Source organism: Bradyrhizobium sp. CCBAU 45394 (genome assembly GCF_028128655.1).
GTDB lineage: Bacteria > Pseudomonadota > Alphaproteobacteria > Rhizobiales > Xanthobacteraceae > Bradyrhizobium > Bradyrhizobium diazoefficiens.
In genome coordinates this window covers 60,902-83,462 of the sequence record NZ_LBIX01000174.1, presented here as the reverse complement: position 1 = coordinate 83,462, position 22,561 = coordinate 60,902, and the positions used below count along the sequence as shown (strand labels likewise).

Here is a 22,561-nt window from a genome sequence, read left to right as displayed (position 1 = left end):
TTCCCTTATTTCGCTCAGACGTCCTCGGGATTGTCGACATAGACAAGACCGGCCTTCGCCAGCGCCTCGCGCATGCTGTACATATCGAGACCGAGTTCGCCCGAGGCCAGCCGCTTGCGCTTGCCGCCTTCGTCCGCGTTGCGCTTGTTCGCCTTTACGGCGACCTCGGCAGCATAGCGCTTCGGCACCACCACGACGCCGTCGTCATCGGCGACGATGATGTCGCCGGGATCGACGTTGACGCCGGCGCAGACCACGGGGACGTTGACCGAGCCGAGCGTAGCCTTGACCGTGCCCTTGGCCGAGACCGCGCGCGACCACACCGGAAACTTCATCTCGTGCAGCGCTTTGACGTCGCGGCAGCCGGCATCGATGATCAGCCCCTGCACGCCACGCGCCTGGAGCGAGGTCGCGAGCAGCTCGCCGAACATGCCATCGGTGTTGTCGGTGGTGCAGCCGACGACGAGGATGTCGCCTTTCCTGCACTGCTCGACCGCGACATGGATCATCCAGTTGTCGCCGGGCTGCGCTAGCACGGTGACGGCCGGGCCGGCAATCGACGCACCTGCCCAGACCGGCCGCAGATACGGCTTCATCAGGCCGATGCGGCCATAGGCCTCGTGCACGGTCGAGACGCCGTACTCTGCCATTCCGGCGGGATCGGCACGCTTGATGCTGCGAACGACGACGGACTTCATGCGAGCTCCTCCGCAACCGTCGGGAACAGACGCTGATAGGCCTCGCCATAGGTCATCGGCACGCCGGTGTTGCGGCTGCCCTGGATGCCGCGGTTGAGCGCAACACGCTCGTAATAGCCCCAGAGATGCTTCTGTGCGGCCAGGATCTGGAACGCCTCGTACTTCTCCTTCCAGACCTCATCGATCTTGAGGAGCAGGTCCGGCTTGTAGTTGCACTGCTCCGGCTGGTGCGGCTCGAACAGGAACACCGGCGGAGCCGAATATTTGTACTGCGCGCCGGGCTTGTGGCCCATGGCCTGCGCGACCACGCGGGTCTCCTGCGCGAAATGCGCGGCGTTCGGATGGTCAAAATTATAGGGGTCTTCCAGCGCATGCGTCAGCACGAAGCTCGGATTGAGTTCGCGGTAGATGTCGACCATGCGGTCGAAATGCGCTTCCGTCAGCTTCAGCGGATAGTCGCCGCAGTCGAAGAATTCGATCTCGGCACCGAGCAGCTTGGCCGCCCGCTCCGCCTCGTCCTTGCGGCCGGCCTTGACCGATTCCAGCGTCGCGCCCTTCTCCTTCCAGGCGAACTGGCTCTCGCCGCGCTCGCCGAAGGACATGCAGACGATCTTCATGCGATAGCCCTTTTTCGCATGCAGCGCGATGGCGCCGCCGGCGCGCCAGACGAAATCGCCCGGATGGGCGGTGACGACGAGACCTGTTTTCATGGGACAAACTCCCCTCTTTCGTTCGTAGGCTTCATAGGCCGCCCGCCTCGTGCAGGCAGCCAATTCATCAGGCCGTGACGGCCGCTTGTTCCTCGCCGTCGAGCACGCGCCGCAGGCGCTCGCCGTCGAGCGCGCCTTCCCATTTGGCAATCGCGATGGTCGCAACCGCGTTCCCGATCAAATTGGTCGGCGTCAGCCCCTGCGACATCAGGCGGTGGATGCCGAGCACCAGCGCGACGCTCGTCACCGGAATGGTGCCGGTCGCCGACAGCGTCGCCGCCAGCACGACGAAGGCCGCGCCTGCAATGCCCGCCGCGCCCTTGGAGGTCACGAGCAGGATCAGCAGCAGCTCGACCTGCTCGGCGAGCCCGAACGGCGTGTTGGTCGCCTGCGCCAGGAACACCGAGGCCGCGGCGAGGTAAAGACAAGTGCCGTCGAGATTGAAGGAATAGCCGGTCGGGATGACGAGGCCAACCACGCTCTTCTCGCAGCCCGCCTTCTCCAGCTTGGTCAGCATCCGCGGCAGCACCGTCTCCGACGAGGTCGTGGCGATGCAGATCAACAGCTCCTCCCAGATGTAGCGGATCAGCTTGAGCAGCGAGAAGCCGCACAGCCGCGCCACGGGACCGAGCGCCACGATGATGAAGATGACGCAAGTGAGATAGAAGCCGCCCAGCAGCTTACCGAGCGAGGCCAGCGAGCCGACGCCGAACTTGCCGACCGTGAAGGCAATGGCGCCGAACGCCCCGATCGGCGCCGCCCACATCACGAAGCCGACGACGGCGAACACCATCTTGGCGGCGAGGTCGATCAGATGCACCAGCGGCGCGGCGCGCTCGCCGAGCTGCACCAATGCAAAGCCGCACAGAACGGAGATGAACAGCACCTGGAGGATGTTGCCCTCGGCAAACGCGCCAATGAACGTGGCAGGAACGATGTTCATCAGGAACGGCACGAAGCCGATGACGCTAGTCTGCTTGACGTATGGCTCGATCGCGCTGGCATTGATGCTGGCGGGATCGATGTTCATGCCGACGCCAGGCCTGAGCAGGTTCACCGCGACGAGCCCGATAATCAGCGCGATCGTGGTCATGATCTCGAAATAGACGATCGCCTTCACCGCAACGCGCCCGACGCGCGCCATGTCGGCCATATGGGCGATGCCGTGCACGACGGTGCAGAAGATGATCGGCGCGATCAGCATCCGGATCGCCTTGATGAAGGCATCCCCAAGCGGCTGCATCTTGGCACCCGCCTCGGGGCTTACGATCCCAAGCGCGATGCCGGCCGCCATGGCGATGAGCACCTGGATCCAGAGCTCCTTCCACCAGGCGCGGCCGCGCGGCTTGTCGATCGCGAATGACGTCATTGGTCGAACTCGAACAGGCGCGCGGGGTTGTCGACGAGGATCTTCTGCTGGACCTCCGGCTCCGGCGCGAACAGCGGGATCAAATCGACGAGGTCGCCGTCATTCGGCATCACCTTGACGTTGGGATGCGGCCAGTCCGTGCCCCAGATGACACGGTCAACCGCAGTCTCGACGATCTTGCGCGCAAACGGCACGGCGTCAGTGAAGGGCGGGCCGGCCGAGGACACACGCTCGGAGCCGCAGATCTTGACCCAGCATTTCTCGTCGCGCTGCATCAGCTCGATCAAAATCCTGAACGGAAGCTGGTCGAGCCCGTCCGACGCCTTCACCCGCCCCATATGGTCGATGGTGTAGCTCAGCGGCAGCTTCGTCAGCATGTCGGCATATTCAGGCAGGTCGATCGCGTCGAAATGCAGGTCGATGTGCCAGCCGAGCGGCGCAACCATCGCGATGATGCGGTCGAACACGCGCTTGTCGGGAACGCCGCCGAGATGGCGGACGAAATTGAAGCGGCAGCCGCGGAAGCCGCCGTCGTGCAGCACGCGAAGCCCGCGTTCGGCGATGGTGTCGTCGATATTGGCGACCGCACGGTAGGCGCCATTGCTCTCTGCGATCGCATCGAGCGCGACCGTGTTGTCGGTCCCGTGCACACTCGCATTGACGATGACCGCCCGCTCCACCCCGAGCTTGGCGTGCAGCGCACGGAAATCCTCCAGCGGTGCGTCCGGCGGCGTGTAGGAACGATCGCGCGCATAGGGATATTTCGCGCCGGGCCCGAAGATGTGGCAATGCGCGTCGCACGACAGTTTCGGCAGCTTGAACTTCGGCGTGCGCGTGTTCGGATCGGGCGGCGGAATGGTCGGCGTGTACATCATCGTCATCAGGTGAACTTGAACAGGCGCGCCGGATTGTCGACCAGCAGCTTCTGCTGGACTCTTGCTTCGGGCGCAAAGAGAGGGATCAGGTCGACGATCTCGCCGTCATTCGGCATGATCTTGACGTTGGGGTGCGGCCAGTCGGTGCCCCAGATGACGCGATCAGGCGCATTGTCGATCAGCGCCTTCGCAAACGGCACGGCGTCATGGAACGGCTTGCCGGCCGCAGACGCGCGCTCGAGACCGGTGATCTTGACCCAGCACTTCTCGTCCTTCTTCTGGAGATCCAGCAGCGCGGTGAAGCCGGGATCGTCGAGCCCCTTCCTCGCCTGCACCGTGCCCATGTGGTCGATCACGTAGGGCGTCGGCAGCGCGGTGAGAATGGACGCGAATTCGGCGATCGTCCCCGGCTCGAAATAGACGTCGATATGCCAGCCGAGCTCGGCGACGCGGTGCACGATGCGCTGGAATTTTGCCATGTCGCCGACGCCGCCAAGGCGCTTGAGGAAGGCAAAGCGGCAGCCGCAGATGCCGCCCTTGTCGAGCGCCGCGAGTTCCTTCTCGGTCATCTCGTCGTCGACGTTGGCGATGCCCTTGTAGGCGCCCTCGCTCTGGGCGATGGCGTCGGTGACGACGCGATTGTCGGTGCCGTGCACGGTGGCATTCACGATCACGCAGCGCTCGACGCCGATTTTCTCGTGAACGCTGCGAAACGCCTCCAGCGGCGCATCCGCCGTGTTGTAGGGACGCTTCTCGGCGAAGGGATAACGCGACGCCGGGCCAAAAATATGGGTGTGGGTGTCGCAGGATGTCGGCGGCAGCTTGAAGGACGGCACCTTCGGATTTGGATCCGGCGGCGTGATCGTGGGGATCGCCTTGGGTTCGGCCTTCGGTTCTGTCTTGGGCTCGGCCCCCTGCGCGCGCGCTTCACTCGCGAGCGCGGCACCGGCCAGCCCGGACAAGAGATGCAAGCACTCCCGCCTGTTCATTTCCCAAAACACCCTGTCACATGGTCCGCTTGCGAGCGGAAGCGCTGTTACGCGCCTCCACTCGGGCGGTTTCTTTCAAGTCTTGCTGCTGACGACCTGCCGCCGGCGCGCCGGCTGGTCGAGCGGCGGCGCCTGGAACGCGGCGACGGTGGCTTGCACCAGTTGCTCGATGGCGCTGGCCGCGTCACTGCCGTCGGCCTCGCCACGCGACAGGCGTGAGACGCGGTCCGGCGTCACCAGCGAATAATAGAGTGCACCGAGCAGGAAATGGCTGCGCCATACGATGTCGGTGCGCGGAATGTGCGGCAGGCTCTCGTGGACCGCGTCGATGAAGGCGTGGCTGGTGTCGTCAAAGGTCTGCGCGATGATTTTTCGCGCAACCTCGTTGCCTTCCGCCGACATCACGGCGCGCAGCCGCGTAAAGCGCGCCCCACCACCGGCAAGATCGCTGCCCGAGGTGAAGGCCGGCACCACATAGGCCCGCACGATCGCCTCCAGCCGGTCCTGGAGATCGCGCACGCGCCTGGCGGCGGCGAGCAGCTCGGAGCGGCGGAGATTCATCGGCCCGCAATGGCGCCGGTAGATCTCCAGCAGCAGGCCGTCCTTGGTCTTGAAATGATAGGTCACGCTGCCGGGATTGGCGCCGGCGGCCTGTGCGATGTCGCGCACGGACACGGCATTGAAGCCGTTGGTGGCGAACAGCTCCTCGGCCGCGGCGAGGATCGCCTCGCGCATGTTCGGCTTGCGGGCCGTTTCCTTGCTGGTGGGCTTGCGTACCATGTTATTTGTACTATCGTACAAAAGATCAGGTCTCGTCAACAAAAACGATGCGAGACGTCCCCGGGCGGTTCGGAAGACCGCAGCAGGGGCGAATGGAGTGCTGGGAAAATGCTGGGTTTGAACACAACAATTGGTCGGCTCGTGGTCGGTGCGGGCTTGCTGCTGGCGGCGAACGCCGCGCAGGCTGAGAATTATCCGAGCAAGCCGGTCCACATCCTGGTGCCCTACGCGGCCGGGGGCGCGGTCGACGTGCTCGCGCGCACGCTCGGCCAGGCGCTGGCCAAGACCTGGGGCCAGCAGCCGGTGATCGACAACCGTCCCGGCGCCGGCGGCATCGTCGCCTCGCAGGCGCTGACGCAGGCTGCGCCGGACGGCTACACACTGATCCTGGTCGCGAGCGGCCATCCGCTCAACCAGTTCATCTACCCGAGCGTGCCCTATGACACGTTCAAGGATTTCACTGCGATTACCGAAGTGGCCTCTTCTCCACTCGCAATCGTGGTGGCGAAGGACAGCCCCTACAAGACGCTCGGCGATCTCCTGGCCGCTGCCAAGAAGGAGCCGGACAAGCTCTCCTACGGCATGTCCGGCAACGGCACGTCCGCGCATCTTGCCGGCGAGCTGCTCAAATACATGTCCGGCACCAAGATCGTCGCGATCCCCTACAAGGGCGGCGCGCCGGCACTGACCGCCGTCATCGCCGGCGAGATCCCGCTCAGCATCAATCCGCTTGCAGAGGCGATCGGCCAGCTCGAAGGCGGCCCGGTGCGCGCGCTCGCGGTGACATCAGCCGAACGCTCCAAGGCGCTGCCGGATGTTCCGACCATCGCCGAGGCTGGCGTGCCAGGCTACGACGTCTCGGTCTGGTGGGGCGTGCTGGGCCCGGCAAAAATGCCGCCGGAGATCGTGTCCAAGCTCGAGACCGACCTCAAGGCCGCGCTGCAAGACCCCAACGTGCTGTCGACGCTCGGCAAGATCGGCGCAGCTCCGGTCGGCTCCTCCGCCAAGGACTTTGATGCCTACATGCACGCCGAGGCGACCAAATGGGAGCCGGTGCTGAAGGCCGCCAACATCCGCGCGCAGTAAGGCGGGATCGTCTGATGAGGATATCTTCCTGGAGGCACGGTGCGCTCGCCGCCCTGCTCGCGTTTGCAACCGTCGGCCTCTCCGGCTCGTTCGCGAAGGCCGACGGCGAAGCAAAGCTCCTGGCGCCGAGCGGCACCTTGCGGGTCGGCATCTATCCGGGCAGCCCGACCTCGATGGTAACAGATGCGGCCGGCAAGCCGCACGGCCTCGCCTACGATCTCGGCGGCGAGCTTGCAAAACGGCTCGGCGTCGGCGTCGACTATGTCAGGTTCGAGCGCGTCGCCGACATCGTCACCGCGATTCACGACGACCGCGTCGATTTCACCGTGACCAATGCCACTCCGGCCCGTGCCAGCGAGGTCAGCTTCAGCCAGCCCGTGCTGGCGATCGAGCTCGGCTATCTCGTTCCGGCGAACTCGCCGGTCGGCAAGGTCGAGGATATCGACAAGCCCGGCGTGAAGATCGGCGTCACCAAAGGCTCGACCTCCGAGCGAACGCTGCCGGCGAAGTTCAAGAACGCGACCATCGTTCCCGCCGAAAGCGTCAAGGCCGCCATCGGCATGTTCGGGCGCGGCGAGATCGACCTTTACGCCACCAACAAGCCGACGCTGTTCGAGATGTCCGACCAGATGCCGGGCGCGAAAATCCTCGACGGCAATTGGGGGCTGGAGCACATGGCCATCGCGATCCCCCGGGGGCGCGAGGACGCGCTTCCCATGCTCAATCGCTTCGTGACGGAAGAGCAGTCCTCCGGCGCGCTGGACACGATCCAGCAGCAGGCCGGCCTGCGCGGCGCGACCAAGGCGACGCGCAAGTAGACTCAATTCTCCGCCCGCTCCGCGGACCGCCAGACGCTCTCCGCCCAGGTGCAAGCGATTGGCATTCGCCAACATCGCTTACTCCGTTTGCTGCAAATCAACGCAGCAACATGGACAAAGCGTCATTGGTCTTCGGGGCTGCGCTGGGCGACGAAAGCGTGAGATCGCCGGAGACCGAGAATGAACAAACCTCTATTGTTGACACTGCATCGATGGATCACGCTGGTCTTCGCGCTGCCCCTGCTCGCGATCATCGCCACCGGACTGATTCTGTCCTTCGAGCCGCTGGTGCAAGTCAGTGGCATCAGTGGTCCGGCGATCGACGCCGGGCGCATCGTCGAGCTGGTGAAACGGTATGATCCGGATAGCAGGGCGCGCGGGCTTTCGGTCAATGCCGCGAGCCAGCGCATGACGCTGCAAGGCGCCGGCACCTCGGCGATCGATCTCGCAACGGGCGAGCCCGCTGCCGCGGGCTCCAGCCTTCCCGATCTCTTCCTGTGGGCCCGCGTCACGCATGAACGGCTGCTCGGCCAGGCGTGGCTGGTGACAAGCTCGACCATCGCCATGGTGTCCCTGATGGTGCTCGGCCTCCTCATGGGACTGCCGCGCCTGCGCAATTCGCTGTCCGGATGGCACAAGGGCACCGCATGGTTTGCGTTGCCGCTGATCCTGCTGAGCCCGCTGACCGGCCTGTGCATGGCGTTCGGCCTGACGTTCCAGAGCGGCGCCGCTCCAGCCGGCGGTGGCGGACGTCCCGTTACCCTGCCCGATGCTGTTCGCATGGTCGCAGATTCGCACGAGCTGTCGCATGTGATCTCGATCGGCGTGCGCGGCGGTCGCATGATGGCGCGGATCTATGAGGACGGGGAGCTGCGCGCCTATGCCGTCAATTCATCGGGCGTCACACCGCTGCCGCGCAACTGGCCGCGCCTGATCCATGAGGGAAACTGGTCGGCCCTGATCGCTTCGCCTCTGAACGTCGTGACGTCGATTGCACTGCTAACGCTGCTCTCAACGGGCCTCCTGATCTGGGCGCGGCGGAAGCTGCGCAAGCCGCGAGCGCGATCGAACAAGCAACCTGGCGCAACCGTTGCCAAGGCCGCCTGATCGGAGAACGCGTACGCATTCAACTGCGCATACCGGCCCGGCTGAGCGTCCCGCATCCTATCGAGAGGGATGGTCACCGGCCTTTCCCTCGTCACGCAGCACGATGCAGCATTCCCCTCATGCAACGGTCGCCGGATCGCGCTAGTCTGCCGCACACATGACCAGACGTACCGGCAGCGCCGATCTTCCTCTCCACACCGGACGGGTTCCGCCGTGGCTTGCGAGCCGCATGGCCTCGCTTGGCGCGATCGTCACGCAGGCGATCGTGCATCATTACGGCCGCGATGCGTTTCTCCAGCGGCTATCGCATCCGTTCTGGTTCCAGTCGTTCGGTGCCGTGATGGGGATGGACTGGCACTCCTCGGGGATCACCACCTCGGTGATCGGCGCGCTGAAGCGCGGGCTCGGCCCGCTGCAGGACGAACTCGGGATCTATGTTTGCGGTGGCCGAGGCCAGCATTCGCGCAAGACGCCGGACGAGCTGTTGCAGCTCGGCGAGCGCGTCGGATTCGACGGCGTAAAGCTCACCCGCGCCAGCCGGCTGGTCGCGAAGGTGGACAGCGCGGCCGTGCAGGACGGCTTCGACCTCTATCTCCATGGCTTCTTCGTCACGGCCGGCGGCAAGTGGACGGTGGTGCCAGCAGGGCATGAACGGCGACAAGCGGCAGGCCCGCCGCTATCACTGGCATTCCGAGGCCTTGAAGAGTTTTGTCGACGCCCCGCACAGCGCGATCGACGGGCCGCAGCAAGGCGAGATCGTCAATCTCACCGACCACCGCGCCGATATCTCGCGCAGCGCGCAGCTCGAACTCCTCGGCGATCTTGGTCCCGATCGCATCGTCGCCGAATTCGAGCGGCTCACCGGAGCCGCACCCGAACCGGCGCAGGCGATGCTGCCGCACCTGATCATGCCCGCGCATCACGATGTCAGGCCCAAGGACGTGTTCGCGCGGCGCCTGCACGGCACGCTGGCTGCGGCCGCCGAGCGCGGCCCCGTCGACTTCCCGGAGCTGTTGCTGACGCCCGGCGTCGGCGCCCGCACGGTGCGTTCGCTGGCGATGGTGGCCGAGGTCGTGCACGGCGCCCCCTATCGCTTCAACGATCCCGCCCGTTTCTCGCTCGCTCATGGCGGCAAGGACCGGCACCCCTACCCCGTCCCGATCAAGGTCTATGACGAGACCATCCGCGTGCTGAAAGGCGCGATCCAGAACGCAAAACTCGGACGCGAGGAAGAGATGCAGGCGCTCAGGCGTCTCGACGACCAGGCGCGACGGCTGGAGCGGACCGCGCGTGGACCGTCGGTCGAGGCTTACATCGCCGGCGAGCGCGCGGCCTCTCCCGAGCTCGACGGCCGCTCCGTCTTCGGCTGGGAGCGCGATCTCGTCGCTTCGAAGAAATCGGCCGGCTCCTGAAGCTGCCGCTCGGGGCTCTCGCCTAGTCTTCAGCCTCCTCGTCGTCGAGCAGCCGGTTGGCCGAATGATCCTGGTACTGCTCCGTCTGGATGAACTTTCCGTCCATGCCGCGAATGTCGGAATGTTGCGCCTTGTCGCGGTTCGACAGGATCATGTTGTCGCCGACCTTGTCCTTTGCGATGTCCGTGAGTGCGCCAGTCCCCGCGCCCTTGCCGCGCGCGCCTGATCCGATATGCGTCTTGCCGCCGTTGGGCATGGACTGCTCCCTTGCTGCTGCGTGCATTGGTGCAACGCCTGCGCGACGAGATTGTTTCGCACTCCACGCAAGATGATGCGCGCCATTGTTCCCGGCACGGCGTGCGCTGCGTCAGTCCGCGAGCAACGGCTCGGCGGCGGCACCACGGCTCGGCCTGCGGTTCCCGCCGGCAACGACAGGCAATCGCGCGATCGCACGCATACCCGGCCGCTTGCGCCAGTGGATTTGCGCGGGGTCCACGGCGAGCTCGAGTTTCGGCCATCGCGCAAGCAGCGCCTGCAACGCGCAAGTCGCCTCGATCCGCGCAAGCTGGTGGCCGAGACAGAAATGAATTCCCGTTCCGAACGACATGTGGCGGTTCGGCTTGCGCGTAAGGTCGAGCCGCTCCGAGCGATCGTGCACCGCCGGGTCCATATTGGCGGCGGCAAGCATGACCATGACACGGTCGCCCTTCTTCAGCCGTACGCCCGCAAGCTCGACATCCCGCCGCAGATAGCGCGGTTTGGAAAACTGCACGGGCGAGACGAAGCGCAGGAATTCCTCGACGGCGAGCGAGATGCGGCTCCAATCCTCCTCCAGCCAGTCGCGCAAGGCCGGATTCCTGAGCAGCTCGTAGACCGAACCGCTGATCAGATGCGTGGTGGTCTCCGAGCCTGCCGCGAGCAGCAGGAACACCATCGACACCATTTCGTCCGGCGTGATCTGGCCGCCCTCGAGCTCGACCTGGACCAGCTCGGCGATCAGGCCCTCGCCGCCCCGCACGCGCGCGATCTGCAACTGCCGTTCGAGGTAGGCGCGCATCTTGCGGAACGCGAACAGCAGGCGGAAGAAGCTGACGACATTCGTCAGCGACGACATCTTGTTGGCCCAGGCGACGAATCTCGGGCGATCGGCCGCGGGCAGGCCCAGCAGCTCGCAGATCACCGACACCGGCAGGATGCGGGCGTAACACTGGACGAGGTCGGCCGGGCTGCCATCGGCAAACAGGTCGTTCGCCAAACCGTCGGCGATGGCGCGAATGCGTGGCTCCATCGCCACGATCGCGCGGCGGCGAAATGCCTCGTCCACGATGCTGCGCAGCCGCGTGTGATCGGGCTCGTCCATGGTCAGCATGTTGTTGGCGATGGTGGTGACGAGCTTCGGCATCCACCAGCGCAGGCCGGCAACTTTGCCGTCCTCCTTGCGCAGCGTGAAGGTGGTGCCGTCCTTCAGGACCTCAGCGGTGGCGTCATGGGTCGTGGTGATCCAGACATCGCCGACGAGAGGAAATCGCGTCGCAACCACGGGGCCCGAGGCGCGCAGCGCCGCGATCGCCGCGGGCGGATCGCGAAAGAAGGCCTCGCTGGTGAAATCGAGGCGCGGTGCCATGGGATCACCGGATTGGTTGGTGGCGTCTCAACCAGATGGTGCGCGCGGACCCACGTGCAAGGGCCGGAACCGGTGCTGGCTGCGCCAGCGCGATGCTCGCGACCAGAGCCTATCCGCGGCCCGGCGAGCGCGGCCCGGTCTTGCGTTGCTGCTGGTTGGTGTAGGCGTCCCAATGGCTCCAGCTGCCGCTGCTGAGGCTTTGCAGGTCGGTGGTAAGCGGACGGCGCGTGCGCTTGTCGTAATCGGCGATCGCGCGTTCCGACTGCGCGATCTTGCGCTTCAGTTCTGCAACCGCCTTCTGGGTCTGGCCGTTCCGCTTCGACGAGGCGATCTCGCCCATCGTGAAGCGCGCCGTCTCGAGCGCCTTCAACTCGGCGCGGTTCTTCTTCAACTGAACCCGGTGCCAGGCGATGTTGCTGTCGCTGTCCGCAACCATGTGGAAACTCCGCTGATTCGTTCCCACAGTGTATCGCGCGCCGAATCGGCGCCGCAACGGGCGCCGCGCGGCGAAAATACGGTCTTATTGCGCAAGAATTCCGCGTCTAGCGCTCGGCGAAAGCCTTTTCGACCACGAACTGGGCCGGTTCGCCGTGATTGCCCTCGATGAAGCCGCGCTCGCCCAGGAGCACGCGGGTGTCCGCGACCAGCGCCGGGCTGCCGCAGATCATGACGCGGTCGTGCGCGGCCTCCAGCGCCGGCAGGCCGATATCGCTGAACAGCTTGCCCGAGGTGATGAGGTCGGTGATGCGGCCGCGGTTGCGGAAGGGATCGCGGGTCACCGTCGGGTAGTAGATAAGCTGGCTCTGGATGTACTCGCCGAGCAGCTCATCTTTCGGCAGATGCTCGGTGATCATCTCGCCATAGGCGAGTTCCTTGACGTGGCGGCAACCGTGCAGCAGCACCACCTTCTCGAAGCGCTCGTAGGTCTCGGGGTCCTTGATCACGCTCAGGAACGGAGCGAGGCCCGTGCCGGTGCCGATCAAATAGAGGTTGCGGCCCTCTTCCAGATTGTCGATCACCAGCGTGCCGGTGGCCTTGCGGCTGACGATGATCTCGTCGCCTTCCTTCAGGTGCTGGAGCCGCGAGGTCAGCGGGCCGTCCGGCACCTTGATCGAGAAGAACTCCAGCGTGTCCTCGTAATTGGCGCTGGCGACGCTGTAGGCCCGCAGCAGCGGCTTCTCGCCGACCTTGAGCCCGATCATGGTGAATTCACCGTTGCGGAAGCGGAAGGTCGGGCTGCGGGTGGTCTTGAAGGAGAACAGCGTGTCGGTCCAATGGTGGACGCTCAAAACGCTTTCCTGGTTGAAATTGCTCATCTCACCCTTCCGTGTCGCTACGTTGCGGTTCCGAGGCGGTCAGCTATGCGTCGTTTGTACACGATCATTCGTGTACTAATGAATAATCCGGCTTGATCCCGTGGTCAAGGCTGCCCAAGATCGGCAGCGTTGCAGTTAAGGAAAAGGACCCCTTCCATGGCGCATGACGCACCCCAGGCCGCCGGGCCCTCGAAGCTCGTGATCCGCAATATCGGCCTGATCCTGTCCGGCGCGCTGGAAAAGCCGATCCTGGACGGCGACACCATCGTCGCCGAGAACGGCAAGATCACCGCGATCGGCCGCCACAAGGATCTCGACACGGAAGGTGCGACCACCATCGTCGATGCCAACGGCACCACGGTGACCCCCGGCCTGATCGACAGCCATGTCCACCCCGTCGCCGGCGACTGGACGCCGCGCCAGAACCAGATCAACTGGATCGACAGCTCCCTCCATGGCGGCATCACCACCATGATCTCGGCAGGCGAAGTGCACATGCCGGGTCGCCCCCGCGACGTGGTGGGGCTGAAGGCGATGGCGATCTTCGCCCAGCGCGCGTTCTGGACGTTGCGTCCGGGCGGCGTGAAGGTTCATGCCGGTGCGCCGGTGATCGAATGCGAGATGGTCGAAGAAGACTTCAAGGAATTGGCCGCCGCCGGCGTCAAGCTGCTCGGCGAAGTCGGCCTCGGTGGCGTCAAGGACGGACCCACTGCGCGCAAGATGGTGGGTTGGGCGCGCAAATACGGCATCCAGAGCACGATCCACACCGGAGGCCCCTCGATCCCCGGCTCCGGCCTGATCGACAAGGACGTGGTGCTGGAGGCCGACACCGACGTGGTCGGCCACATCAATGGCGGCCACACCGCCCTTCCCGACGACCAGATCCGCTGCATCTGCGAGGGCTGCAAGCGCGGGCTCGAGATCGTTCATAACGGCAACGAGCGCTCGGCGCTCTATACGCTGCGCATCGCGCGCGAAATGGGCGACCTGCACCGCGTCATCCTCGGCACCGACGGGCCGGCCGGCTCCGGCGTGCAGCCGCTCGGCATCTTGCGCATGGTCTCGATGCTGTCCTCGATCGGCGAGCTGCCGGCCGAGATCGCCTTCTGCCTCGCCACCGGCAACACCGCGCGGATGCGGCAGCTCGATTGCGGCCTGATCGAGGTCGGCCGCGCCGCGGATTTCGTCATCATGGACAAGGCGCAGCACTCGCCGGGCAAGAACATCCTGGAGAGCGTCCAGCTCGGCGACCTCCCCGGCATCGGCATGACCATCATCGACGGCGTCGTCCGCACCCAGCGCAGCCGCAACACGCCGCCGGCCGGCAAGGTGCCGGAAGTGGTGGCGAAGTGACGGCACTTGCCGTCATTCCGGGGCGCGCGAGAGCGCGAACCAGGAATCTCGAGCAACAATCTCCGGATTCCGGGTTCACGCGCGGCGCGCGTGCCCCGGAATGACAGTCAATTTCACCGCAACTTGCTCAACAGCGCCATCAGCATCTCGCGCTCCTTGGCGTCGAGCGGCGCCAGCGTCTCGCGGGTGATGGCGAGCGCATTCGGCGCCAGTTTCTCGGCTAGCTGCTGACCGGCACGCGTCAGGCTCACCAGCAGGCGCCGTCCGTCCTCGGGATCCTGGCTGGTTTCAGTCAGGCCGCGCGCCGTCAGGCGGTCGATCACGCCCTTGATGGTCGCGACGTCCATCGCGGTCAGCCGTCCCAGCTGGTTCTGCGAGCACGGCCCGGTCTCGGCGAGCTTTGACAGCGCCGCCCATTGCGTCGGCGTCAGATTGGTCCCGATATCGCGGGAGAAGATCGAGCTGTGCCGCTGCCAGACCTGGCGCAGGATGAAGCCGACCTGCTCGTCGAGCACGTAAGGCGGTTTTGCCGGTTTGACGCTCTTCTTCGCCGCAACGCTTCTCGCCATCCGCTCCCCGACCTTCCCTTTGCCGTCACAACGACAGATGCGCGTCGCGGATGTCCGGACGCGCGTCGAGCTCAGCCATGGTGCCGCCGAAGCAGATGCGGCCGCGCTCGATGATATAAGCGCGATCGGAAATCAACCGCGCGAAGTGCAGATTCTGCTCGGAGACGACGATGCTGACGCCCTCCTTCTTCATGGTCAGGATGGCATCGACCATCTGTTCCACGATCTTCGGCGACAGGCCTTCCGACGGCTCGTCGAGCAGCACCAGCGACGGGTTGCCCATCAGCGTGCGCGCGATGGTGAGCATCTGCTGCTCGCCGCCGCTCATGCGGCCGCCCGGGCGGTTCTTCATCTCGCCGAGGTTGGGAAACAGCGTGAACAACTTGTCGCGCGTCCAGTAGGGCGCGTTCGGGCGCTTCGGCTGCCGGCCGACTTCGAGATTCTCCTCCACCGTCAGATCGGTGAAGATTCGCCGCTCCTCCGGCACGTAGCCGAGCCCCTCGCGCACGATCTCGTGCGTCGGCCGCACCGACACGTCCTTGCCCTCGAACATGATGCGGCCCGAGCGCTGCGCCACGAGGCCGACGATCGAGCGGAACGTCGTCGACTTGCCGGCGCCGTTGCGGCCCAGCAGCGCCACCACCTCGCCCTCGCCGACCTCGAAACCGATGTCGAACAGGATATGCGCCGGGCCGTAATGGCTGTTGAGGTCCTGCACCGTGAGTTTCATGCCGAGGCTCCGTCGCGATGGCGGGCATCGTAGACGAGCCCCTCGCCGAGATAGACCGCCTGCACCTGCGGGTTGCCGCGCACCTCGGCGGGCGAGCCCTCGGCGATCAGCGTGCCGCGGTTGAGCACGATGATGCGGTCGGCATGCTCGAACACCACGTCCATGTCGTGCTCGGTGAAGAGCACGCCGATCGATTTCTCCCGCGCGATTTGAGCCGTCAGTCGCATCAGATCGACTCGCTCGCGCGGCGCCATGCCGGCGGTCGGCTCGTCCATCAGCAAGAGTTTCGGCTGGTTGGCGAGCGCGACCGCAAGCTCGAGCCGCTTGAGGTCGCCATAGGCGAGCTCGCCGCAGGGACGATCCGCGTAGCCGCTCATGCCGACGAGCTCGAGCAAGCGGCCGGCTTCGCCACGATCGAACTTCGGCGCCGAGCCCCAGAGATTGAACAGCTGCTTCCCGTGCGAGATCAGCGCAACCTGCACGTTCTCGCGCACCGTCATGGTCGCGAACGTCGCGGTGATCTGGAAGGTACGCCCCACCCCGAGCCGCCAGATCTCGCGCGGCTTCTTGCCGGTGGTTTCTTCGCCAAGCAGGCGGACCTGGCCGGAATCCGGCTTGTTCTGGCCGTTGAGCATGTCGAAGCAGGTGCTCTTGCCGGCGCCGTTCGGGCCGATCAGCGCCAGGATCTCGCCGGCGCGCAGCGAGAACGAGACGCCGCGCACGGCATGGATACCGCCATAGGATTTGGTCAGGCCTTCGACCGCGAGAAGTGGGGGTGCGACGCTCATTCGGCGGACTCGATCGGCTTGGCAAGCAAGGGAGATCCCGGCGGCGATGTCTTCCTGCGACGCTGCGCCAGCATCTCCAGCATGCCGACGATGCCCTTGGGGAAGACGACGACGATCAGCACGATGAAGCCGCCGAGCACGAGCTTCGACAGGTCGGTCTGGCTGACCAGCCAGATGTTGAGCGCCTTGTAGACGATGGCGCCGATCACCGCGCCCGACACAGTCTCGACGCCGCCGAGCAGCACCATCACCAGCGCGTCGACCGAAAGCGAGATGCCGAGATTGTCCGGGAAGACGCTGCCCTTGAGATAGGCGAACAGCGCGCCGCCGATGCCGGCGGTCGTGCCCGCGATCACGAAGGCGGTCCACTGGATGCGCTTGGCGTTGATACCGATCGCTTCGCTGCGCAGGAGCGAGTCGCGCGTGGCCCGCAGCGCGTAGCCGAACGGCGAGAACACCATGGCCCGCAGCGCGAACGTGACGAGCGCCGCGACGCCGAGCGCCAGCCAATAGAAGTGCGACGGGCTCGCCGCCCATTTTTCCGGCCAGACGCCCAGAATGCCGTTGTCGCCGCCGGTGACGCTCACCCATTGGAACGCGATCGACCAGACGATCTGCGCAAAGGCGAGCGTCAGCATCGCAAAGTAGACCCCGGAGAGCTGCACGGCGAAGAAGCCGAACACCGCGGCGCCCATGCAGCCGAGCAGCGGCCCGAGCAACAGGCAGACGATCATCGGCAGTCCGGCCATCTTGGCGAGGAAGGCGATGCCGTAGGCGCCGAGGCCGAAATAGGCGGCGTGGCCGAAAGACGCGAGTCCCCCGACCGACATCAGGAAGTGCAGGCTGACGGCGAAGATCACGAAAATCGCGATCTCCGAGCCGACGGTCAGCGCGTAGTTGCCGGCGAACAGCGGCAGCGTTGCGGCAATGACGAGCGTTGCCAGCGCGGCCAGCCGCTCGTTCGACGACAGCGGGCGCCAGGGATTGACGGTAAGACCCGGCGTCTTGCGCGCGGCCGCCTCCGGCTTACCGAACAGGCCCCAGGGGCGGACGATCAGCACCACCGCCATCACCAGGAAGACCAGGATGATGGAGATCTTCGGGAAGATCAGGATGCCGAAGGCGTTGAGCTCGGAGACCAGCACCGCCGCGACGAAGGCGCCGACGATGCTGCCGAGACCGCCGATCACGACCACGACGAAGACCTCGACGATGATGCGCAGATCCATCGCGTGATGCACGGCATCGCGCGGGATCTGGAGCGCGCCGCCGAGCGCTGCGAGGAAGACGCCGACCGCAAACACCGACGTGAACAGCCATTTCTGATTGACGCCGAGAGCCGCGACCATGTCGCGGTCCTGCGTTGCCGCGCGCACCAGCACGCCCCAGCGCGTGCGCTGGAACAGCAGCCAGAGAATGCCGAGCACGACCGGGCCGAGCCCGATCAGGAACAGGTCATAGCTCGGGATATTCTGGCCGAAGAAATCGATCGCGCCCTTGAAGCCCGGCGCGCGGCGGCCGACGAGATCGTCGGGCCCCCAGATCAGCACGACGAGGTCCTCGACCATCAGGGTCAGGCCGAAGGTCGCGAGCAGCTGGAATAATTCGGGCGCATGATAGATGCGGCGGAGCAGCACCATCTCGACGATGACGCCGATCAGCGCCACGGCCAGCGCGGCCGCGACGATACTGCCCCAGAAACCGAATGCGCCCGAAAGCCGCTCGGTCAGCGTGAAGGCGATGTAGGCGCCGATCATGTAGAAGGCGCCATGCGCGAAATTCACGATCCGCGTCACGCCAAAGATGATCGACAGGCCCGAGGCCACCAGGAACAGCGACGCTGCGCTGGCGAGACCGGTCAGAAACTGTACGACATAAAAGGCCATCGGCGGTCCGGGTTCAGGTGTTGCTTCACCTCTCCCCGCTTGCGGGGAGAGGTCGAATTGCGGAGCAATTCGGGTGAGGGGGAGTCTCCGCGAGCTCGATGGTTACCTCCCTCGCGGAGGCTCCCCCTCACCCCGACCCTCTCCCCGCAAGCGGGGCGAGGGAGAAGAAAGAGATCAGTCCTTCGGCCGCAGCTTCTCGACTTCGGCATCGCTGGGCAGATAGTCCGCGCCCTTCTTGTAAGAAGAGTCCACCATCACGCCCTTGCCGTCCTTCAGCGCGGTCTTGCCAACGTAAGCGCCGAGGGTCGACTGGTGGTCGATCTTGCGGAAGGTGATCTCACCGAACGGCGACGGCATGGACAGGCCCTCCGCCGCGGCAATCAGCTTCTCCGGATCGGTCGAGCCGGCCTTTGCCAGGATCGCGGCCGCCGACTTGATGGTCTGGTAGCCGACGATCGAGCCGAGACGCGGATAGTCGTTGTACTTGGCCTGGTAGGCCTTCAGGAACGCATCATGCTCGGGCGTCTTGATCGAGTACCAGGGATAGCCGGTGACGATCCAGCCCTCCGGCGTCTCGTCCTTGAGCGGATCGAGATATTCGGGCTCGCCGGTCAGGAAGGACACGACCTCGCGCCCCTTGAACAGGCCGCGGGTGTTGCCTTCGCGCACGAGCTTCACGAGGTCGGCGCCGAAGGTGACGTTGAGGATCGCCTCGGGATTGGCCGCGGCAACCGCCTGCACCACCGGACCCGCATCGATCTTGCCCTGCGGCGGCCACTGCTCGTCCACCCACTGGATGTCGGGGCGCTTCTCCGACATCAGCTTCTTGAACACGGCAACCGCCGACTGGCCGTACTCATAGTTCGGCGCGATCGTCGCCCAGCGCTTTGCCGGCAGCTTGCTGGCTGCTTCCACCAGCATCGCGGCCTGCATGTAGTTCGAGGGCCGCAGGCGGAAGGTGTACTTGTTGCCCTTCGACCAGGTCACGGCGTCCGTCAGCGGCTCGGCCGCGAGGAAAAACACTTTCTTCTGGTTGGCGAAGTCGCTGACGGCCAGACCGATGTTCGACAGGAACGTCCCCGTCAGCATCGCGACGCCCTCGCTCGACACCAGCTCGTTGGCCGCAGTCTGCGCATCCGCCGGCTTGCCGCCGTCGTCCTTGGAGACGACGACGAGCTTCTTGCCGTTGATGCCGCCGGCCGCGTTGATCTCTTCCACGGCGAGCTGCCAGCCCTTGCGATAGGGCTCTGTGAAGGCCGGCAGCAGCGAGTAGCTGTTGATCTCGCCGATCTTGATGTCCTGTGCCACGGCCGAATGAGCCATGCCGCCGGCCAGAAGCGCGAAGGCCGCGCCCACAAAATAGTTTCTCGCTCGCATCCCAACCTCCAGTTTTGAACTCTCTACGTCTTCAGCGTGATCTTGTCGGGGAAGCAGTGCCCGCCTCCCCGGTTCAAACTCTATCTCAGACCGTCCTCGCCCTTGATCTCCGCAACCGTCAGCCCGCCGACACGCGGCAGCGGACGGCCGCTGTCGGTAACGGCGACCGCGACCATGATCTCGTTGGCGCGCGGCGCGTCGTTGATCTGCACTTCCATGCCGTCGAAGTGGCTGCGCACGAAGGCCGCATCCTTGTGACCCAGGGGGATATCGAGCGTCGTGCCGGGGCCGCTGCGCTTCTTCGACGAAGGGATCAGCGCTGCGCCCTTGCTCAGAACCTTCCGCACCGGCGCGCCCATCTTCGGGTGAAGGATCGCTGCCGCATGCTCCAGTTCGCCGTTCTCACCGACGGCCGCCGCCTTGCCGTAGCTCTGCACCTTCGCACCGTCGATCCCGAGCGCCGCGACTGCGCGCTTCGACAGCAGTTCGCCGAGCTCCTCGCCGATCGCGATCAGCGGCGCGAGATCCTCGACATATTGTCCGGCAAAGGGATTTTCGATCACGGCGATGGCCGCGGCGCGCCGGGTCGGCGGCGAGACCTGGCGGCCCATCTCCATTTGCGTCTCTTCGACGACCGTGACGATCTTGCGGATGATCGCGCTCATGATTGTTTCCCTTGGGCTCTTCCCTGCTCAGGCATGAACCGCGTTCTCCAGCACAGACGGGCGCGATCGTTGCCGTTCAATATCTTTTGTTCCGATGACGAGCATATCACCACTGAGCTGCAACACGGCACCCTCGATCAATCCGCGATCGAACAATTGCCGTGCACATTCCGCGCCAGATTCCAGCGCGGCCGAAATCTCGGTCGGTGACAATTCGCCGACGTTGCGGGTGACAAGACGCGCGCCGAGATCGCTGTCGGGCTGAAGCTCGTTCGCGGGCTGCCGGACGATGGCGGGATGCCCGGGCAGATCGACGGCGTTGGCGATGATCGTGGCCGCCGCATCGGCCTGCGCGGCCGTTGCCGCCAGCACCGTCACGGCGTCGGCAATGCCGAGCGAAAAGCTGCGGCCGTGGCGCCCGCTGGTCGCGATCCCCCGCACGGGATCATCAGCATCGACCTTCATTCTCCGCATCACGCCGTCGCGATCGGGCCGGTCCATCAGGCCGACCGAAAAATGTTCGCCTCGCGCAAGATGCAGCGCGATGTCGCCGCCATTGTTGACATAGGCCTGGTCGAGCGACGCCGCGTTCAGCATTGCGCCCAGAATCTCCTCGGCCACGCTGCCCGCCACCGCGGCCATCGGCGTGATGAAGCAATCGGGGGCATAGGGCGCAACGGCGGCATACATGCGGCGCGCAACGGCGCCCTTCAGTGGGCACGCTCCGGGTTCCGCTGCCTTGCGCAGCTCCGTCAGCTCCACGCAGAGCTCATCGAGCAGTCCGGTGAAGCGGCGCGCTGCGGCGTCATAGGCCGCACGCACCTCGCCCGGGCCCCCCCTCGCTTCGACGATCAGATCAATCGGCCCATCCTGCAAATGCAGCCGCCGACCATCAGACAGCAATGCGATTTGCGGGAGCCGTGTCATGCCCGGGGCCCTGGAATCGGGTTCTGCCAGGGCAACTGGCGGACATCCTCGCCGTTCCGTACTTCCGAGAGCGGCTTGACGTAATCCATGTGTCCACCGAGCGCGGCGTAGTCGGACAGCCTCATCGTGAACTCGATCGGCGCGACCAGCGCCGGCGTCGGCACATAGCCGAACGCGCCTGAAGGCATCTGCGTCACGTCGACCATGTAAGTGATGCCGCCGCCGGGCCAGACATAGACTGGTGCGCCGCCGCTGGTGACACGTGTCAGCGCGTCCTTCACCGAGCGCGTCAGCCGCACCGGATTGTCGGTGACGCCCGCACGCAGCGAGCCGCCCGCACCGGCCATGAACAGCACGGTGCACAGCGCCGGCTCGCAATTCTCCTGGATGCGCTCGACCGAGAACTTCAAATCGGCCGGCATCTCGGTCTCGACCGGCTTCAAGGCCTCGTCGAGCACGTAATAGGACGAATGCTCGCCCGTCGTGGAAACCATCAGCATGGAGAGGCCAGGCTTGGCCTCCTTCGCATCGAACGGTCCGAGGATCGCGAGCGGATCGGAAATGTTGGTGCCGCCCCACCCCGTGCCGGGATCGGCGACCTGGAAATAGCGGCCGGGCGTCGAGCGCCGGCCCTTCATCTTGATGCCGGTGTCGGCGATGTCGAGCAGCTTGCCGGCCTGGTGCTCTGAGAGCACACCGGTGATGTGGTCATCGACGACCACGACCTCGTCGACCTTGCCATGCCATTGCTTGGCGAACATGCCGATCGTCGCCGAGCCGCAGCCGACGCGCATGCGCTCTTCTTTCGCGCCGTTGACGATCGGCGGCTGGCCGGCCTGCACCACCACCGTGGCGCCGCCGTCGATGGTGAGCTCGACCGCCTTGCAATTGGCGAGGTCCATCAGCGTATCGCAGGTGACGCGGCCCTCCTTCTTGGAGCCGCCGGTGAGATGATGCACGCCGCCGAGCGACAGCATCTGCGAGCCGTATTCGCTGGTGGTGACGTGGCCGACCGCCTCGCCCTGCGCGCGCACGGTCGCGGTCTCCGGGCCCAGATAGCGGTCGGTGTCGACCTTCACCTTGATGCCGCAATAGGAGAAGATTCCCTCGGTGACGACGGTCACCATGTCGACGCCGTCGACTTCCGCAGAGACGATGAACGGTGCCGGCTTGTAGTCCGGATAGGTCGTGCCCGCACCGATCGCGGTGACGAAGGTCGAGGGTTCGTGGACGATCTTGCCGTCCCAGTCTTCCGTGCGGCTGAACGGCACAAGCTTGCCGCCATGCGAAACGGTGCGCTCCAGGATCACGTGCGGATCGACGCGAACGAGCTTGCCGTCGTGATTGGCATAGCGATCGCAGGCGCCCGCCGCGCCCGGCTTGATGTAGCACATCACCGGACAGGCATCGCAGCGGATCTTGTCGGTGGCGGCGCTCGTCGTTTCAGTCACCATGTGCAAGCCAGCGGACACTGCGGTTATC

General features: G+C 65.4%; 22 protein-coding genes and 1 pseudogene. 5 read left to right on the top strand and 18 right to left on the bottom strand.

What is annotated here, in order from left to right; genetic code table 11:
* Nucleotides 1-14 precede the first annotated feature (14 nt).
* The 6 genes from WN73_RS33655 to WN73_RS33630 form a co-directional block, all read right to left on the bottom strand.
* Nucleotides 15-698: a 4-carboxy-4-hydroxy-2-oxoadipate aldolase/oxaloacetate decarboxylase gene (locus WN73_RS33655; protein ID WP_028170900.1), complete on the bottom strand. Its 684-nt coding sequence runs from the start codon at nt 696-698 to the stop codon at nt 15-17.
* Nucleotides 695-1,408 (bottom strand): PIG-L deacetylase family protein, encoded by a 714-nt coding sequence (locus WN73_RS33650; protein WP_011086622.1) that lies wholly within the window; start codon nt 1,406-1,408, stop codon nt 695-697. The genes WN73_RS33655 and WN73_RS33650 overlap by 4 nt, the downstream gene beginning before the upstream one ends.
* A 67-nt stretch (nt 1,409-1,475) precedes the next feature.
* A complete protein-coding gene (gene dctA, locus WN73_RS33645; RefSeq protein WP_271556469.1) occupies nt 1,476-2,777 on the bottom strand; it encodes a C4-dicarboxylate transporter DctA in 1,302 nt (433 codons plus the stop codon).
* Nucleotides 2,774-3,658 (bottom strand): amidohydrolase family protein, encoded by an 885-nt coding sequence (locus tag WN73_RS33640; RefSeq protein WP_271556467.1) that lies wholly within the window; start codon nt 3,656-3,658, stop codon nt 2,774-2,776. Before WN73_RS33640 ends, dctA begins: the two co-directional genes overlap by 4 nt.
* The gene (locus WN73_RS33635; protein WP_271556464.1) at nt 3,658-4,641 is read right to left on the bottom strand and encodes an amidohydrolase family protein; all 984 of its coding nucleotides are present in this window, start codon (nt 4,639-4,641) and stop codon (nt 3,658-3,660) included. Before WN73_RS33635 ends, WN73_RS33640 begins: the two co-directional genes overlap by 1 nt.
* A 75-nt stretch (nt 4,642-4,716) precedes the next feature.
* Nucleotides 4,717-5,421: a TetR/AcrR family transcriptional regulator gene (locus WN73_RS33630; RefSeq protein WP_271556462.1), complete on the bottom strand. Its 705-nt coding sequence runs from the start codon at nt 5,419-5,421 to the stop codon at nt 4,717-4,719.
* 108 nt (nt 5,422-5,529) lie between these two features.
* Here WN73_RS33630 and WN73_RS33625 point away from each other — a divergent pair, with 108 nt between their 5' ends.
* From WN73_RS33625 to WN73_RS33610, 4 genes and pseudogenes are all read left to right on the top strand, one after another.
* Complete coding sequence (locus tag WN73_RS33625) at nt 5,530-6,507, top strand: tripartite tricarboxylate transporter substrate binding protein (protein WP_271556460.1); 978 nt, start codon at nt 5,530-5,532, stop codon at nt 6,505-6,507.
* Between the two features lie 14 nt (nt 6,508-6,521).
* Nucleotides 6,522-7,325, top strand: coding sequence for an ABC transporter substrate-binding protein (locus WN73_RS33620; protein WP_271556458.1), 804 nt, complete (start codon nt 6,522-6,524; stop codon nt 7,323-7,325).
* Nucleotides 7,326-7,505: 180 nt separating this feature from the next.
* The gene (locus WN73_RS33615) at nt 7,506-8,432 is read left to right on the top strand and encodes a PepSY domain-containing protein (RefSeq protein WP_271556456.1); all 927 of its coding nucleotides are present in this window, start codon (nt 7,506-7,508) and stop codon (nt 8,430-8,432) included.
* Between the two features lie 157 nt (nt 8,433-8,589).
* Nucleotides 8,590-9,844: pseudogene (locus WN73_RS33610) on the top strand (DUF763 domain-containing protein).
* Between the two features lie 22 nt (nt 9,845-9,866).
* On the opposite strand, the gene WN73_RS33605 reads toward WN73_RS33610, so the two are convergent.
* The 4 genes from WN73_RS33605 to WN73_RS33590 all read right to left on the bottom strand — a co-directional run bounded on the left by WN73_RS33605 (nt 9,867) and on the right by WN73_RS33590 (nt 12,784).
* Nucleotides 9,867-10,100: a hypothetical protein gene (locus WN73_RS33605; protein ID WP_028170893.1), complete on the bottom strand. Its 234-nt coding sequence runs from the start codon at nt 10,098-10,100 to the stop codon at nt 9,867-9,869.
* A 111-nt stretch (nt 10,101-10,211) separates the two neighbouring features.
* Nucleotides 10,212-11,468 carry a cytochrome P450 family protein gene (locus tag WN73_RS33600; protein ID WP_271556454.1) on the bottom strand — a complete coding sequence of 419 codons (1,257 nt, stop codon included), beginning with the start codon at nt 11,466-11,468 and terminating at the stop codon, nt 10,212-10,214.
* 109 nt (nt 11,469-11,577) lie between these two features.
* Nucleotides 11,578-11,904 (bottom strand): hypothetical protein, encoded by a 327-nt coding sequence (locus tag WN73_RS33595; RefSeq protein ID WP_028170891.1) that lies wholly within the window; start codon nt 11,902-11,904, stop codon nt 11,578-11,580.
* A 106-nt stretch (nt 11,905-12,010) separates the two neighbouring features.
* Nucleotides 12,011-12,784, bottom strand: a complete 774-nt coding sequence (locus WN73_RS33590; RefSeq protein WP_011086612.1) for a ferredoxin--NADP reductase — start codon at nt 12,782-12,784, stop codon at nt 12,011-12,013.
* Nucleotides 12,785-12,940: 156 nt separating this feature from the next.
* On the opposite strand from WN73_RS33590, the gene WN73_RS33585 reads away from it, so the two are divergent.
* Nucleotides 12,941-14,137: an amidohydrolase family protein gene (locus WN73_RS33585; RefSeq protein WP_271556450.1), complete on the top strand. Its 1,197-nt coding sequence runs from the start codon at nt 12,941-12,943 to the stop codon at nt 14,135-14,137.
* Nucleotides 14,138-14,250: 113 nt separating this feature from the next.
* Here the strand turns inward: WN73_RS33585 and WN73_RS33580 are convergent, their stop codons facing one another.
* The 8 genes from WN73_RS33580 to WN73_RS33545 all read right to left on the bottom strand — a co-directional run bounded on the left by WN73_RS33580 (nt 14,251) and on the right by WN73_RS33545 (nt 22,533).
* Entirely contained in the window at nt 14,251-14,706 is a 456-nt protein-coding gene (locus tag WN73_RS33580) for a MarR family winged helix-turn-helix transcriptional regulator (RefSeq protein ID WP_011086610.1), read from the bottom strand.
* 25 nt (nt 14,707-14,731) lie between these two features.
* Nucleotides 14,732-15,436, bottom strand: a complete 705-nt coding sequence (locus WN73_RS33575) for an ABC transporter ATP-binding protein (RefSeq protein WP_011086609.1) — start codon at nt 15,434-15,436, stop codon at nt 14,732-14,734.
* Nucleotides 15,433-16,224, bottom strand: coding sequence for an ABC transporter ATP-binding protein (locus WN73_RS33570; RefSeq protein ID WP_028170890.1), 792 nt, complete (start codon nt 16,222-16,224; stop codon nt 15,433-15,435). Before WN73_RS33570 ends, WN73_RS33575 begins: the two co-directional genes overlap by 4 nt.
* Nucleotides 16,221-18,110, bottom strand: a complete 1,890-nt coding sequence (locus tag WN73_RS33565; protein ID WP_161535326.1) for an ABC transporter permease — start codon at nt 18,108-18,110, stop codon at nt 16,221-16,223. The genes WN73_RS33570 and WN73_RS33565 overlap by 4 nt, the downstream gene beginning before the upstream one ends.
* A 174-nt stretch (nt 18,111-18,284) precedes the next feature.
* Entirely contained in the window at nt 18,285-19,487 is a 1,203-nt protein-coding gene (locus tag WN73_RS33560; RefSeq protein WP_271556445.1) for an ABC transporter substrate-binding protein, read from the bottom strand.
* Nucleotides 19,488-19,567: 80 nt separating this feature from the next.
* Entirely contained in the window at nt 19,568-20,152 is a 585-nt protein-coding gene (locus WN73_RS33555) for an amino acid synthesis family protein (protein WP_011086605.1), read from the bottom strand.
* Nucleotides 20,153-20,179: 27 nt separating this feature from the next.
* Nucleotides 20,180-21,079 (bottom strand): UPF0280 family protein, encoded by a 900-nt coding sequence (locus WN73_RS33550; RefSeq protein ID WP_028170887.1) that lies wholly within the window; start codon nt 21,077-21,079, stop codon nt 20,180-20,182.
* Nucleotides 21,076-22,533, bottom strand: a complete 1,458-nt coding sequence (locus WN73_RS33545) for a 6-hydroxynicotinate reductase (RefSeq protein ID WP_271556808.1) — start codon at nt 22,531-22,533, stop codon at nt 21,076-21,078. The genes WN73_RS33550 and WN73_RS33545 overlap by 4 nt, the downstream gene beginning before the upstream one ends.
* Nucleotides 22,534-22,561: the final 28 nt, after the last annotated feature.

Excerpts from the sequence above, each read along its gene's own strand:
- WN73_RS33655 (WP_028170900.1), bottom strand. The coding sequence starts at position 698 with ATGAAGTCCGTCGTCGTTCGCAGCATCAAGCGTGCCGATCCCGCCGGA.
- WN73_RS33650 (WP_011086622.1), bottom strand. The coding sequence starts at position 1,408 with ATGAAAACAGGTCTCGTCGTCACCGCCCATCCGGGCGATTTCGTCTGG.
- dctA (WP_271556469.1), bottom strand. The coding sequence starts at position 2,777 with ATGACGTCATTCGCGATCGACAAGCCGCGCGGCCGCGCCTGGTGGAAG.
- WN73_RS33640 (WP_271556467.1), bottom strand. The coding sequence starts at position 3,658 with ATGACGATGATGTACACGCCGACCATTCCGCCGCCCGATCCGAACACG.
- WN73_RS33635 (WP_271556464.1), bottom strand. The coding sequence starts at position 4,641 with ATGAACAGGCGGGAGTGCTTGCATCTCTTGTCCGGGCTGGCCGGTGCC.
- WN73_RS33630 (WP_271556462.1), bottom strand. The coding sequence starts at position 5,421 with ATGGTACGCAAGCCCACCAGCAAGGAAACGGCCCGCAAGCCGAACATG.
- WN73_RS33625 (WP_271556460.1), top strand. The coding sequence starts at position 5,530 with ATGCTGGGTTTGAACACAACAATTGGTCGGCTCGTGGTCGGTGCGGGC.
- WN73_RS33620 (WP_271556458.1), top strand. The coding sequence starts at position 6,522 with ATGAGGATATCTTCCTGGAGGCACGGTGCGCTCGCCGCCCTGCTCGCG.
- WN73_RS33615 (WP_271556456.1), top strand. The coding sequence starts at position 7,506 with ATGAACAAACCTCTATTGTTGACACTGCATCGATGGATCACGCTGGTC.
- WN73_RS33605 (WP_028170893.1), bottom strand. The coding sequence starts at position 10,100 with ATGCCCAACGGCGGCAAGACGCATATCGGATCAGGCGCGCGCGGCAAG.
- WN73_RS33600 (WP_271556454.1), bottom strand. The coding sequence starts at position 11,468 with ATGGCACCGCGCCTCGATTTCACCAGCGAGGCCTTCTTTCGCGATCCG.
- WN73_RS33595 (WP_028170891.1), bottom strand. The coding sequence starts at position 11,904 with ATGGTTGCGGACAGCGACAGCAACATCGCCTGGCACCGGGTTCAGTTG.
- WN73_RS33590 (WP_011086612.1), bottom strand. The coding sequence starts at position 12,784 with ATGAGCAATTTCAACCAGGAAAGCGTTTTGAGCGTCCACCATTGGACC.
- WN73_RS33585 (WP_271556450.1), top strand. The coding sequence starts at position 12,941 with ATGGCGCATGACGCACCCCAGGCCGCCGGGCCCTCGAAGCTCGTGATC.
- WN73_RS33580 (WP_011086610.1), bottom strand. The coding sequence starts at position 14,706 with ATGGCGAGAAGCGTTGCGGCGAAGAAGAGCGTCAAACCGGCAAAACCG.
- WN73_RS33575 (WP_011086609.1), bottom strand. The coding sequence starts at position 15,436 with ATGAAACTCACGGTGCAGGACCTCAACAGCCATTACGGCCCGGCGCAT.
- WN73_RS33570 (WP_028170890.1), bottom strand. The coding sequence starts at position 16,224 with ATGAGCGTCGCACCCCCACTTCTCGCGGTCGAAGGCCTGACCAAATCC.
- WN73_RS33565 (WP_161535326.1), bottom strand. The coding sequence starts at position 18,110 with ATGGCCTTTTATGTCGTACAGTTTCTGACCGGTCTCGCCAGCGCAGCG.
- WN73_RS33560 (WP_271556445.1), bottom strand. The coding sequence starts at position 19,487 with ATGCGAGCGAGAAACTATTTTGTGGGCGCGGCCTTCGCGCTTCTGGCC.
- WN73_RS33555 (WP_011086605.1), bottom strand. The coding sequence starts at position 20,152 with ATGAGCGCGATCATCCGCAAGATCGTCACGGTCGTCGAAGAGACGCAA.
- WN73_RS33550 (WP_028170887.1), bottom strand. The coding sequence starts at position 21,079 with ATGACACGGCTCCCGCAAATCGCATTGCTGTCTGATGGTCGGCGGCTG.
- WN73_RS33545 (WP_271556808.1), bottom strand. The coding sequence starts at position 22,533 with ATGGTGACTGAAACGACGAGCGCCGCCACCGACAAGATCCGCTGCGAT.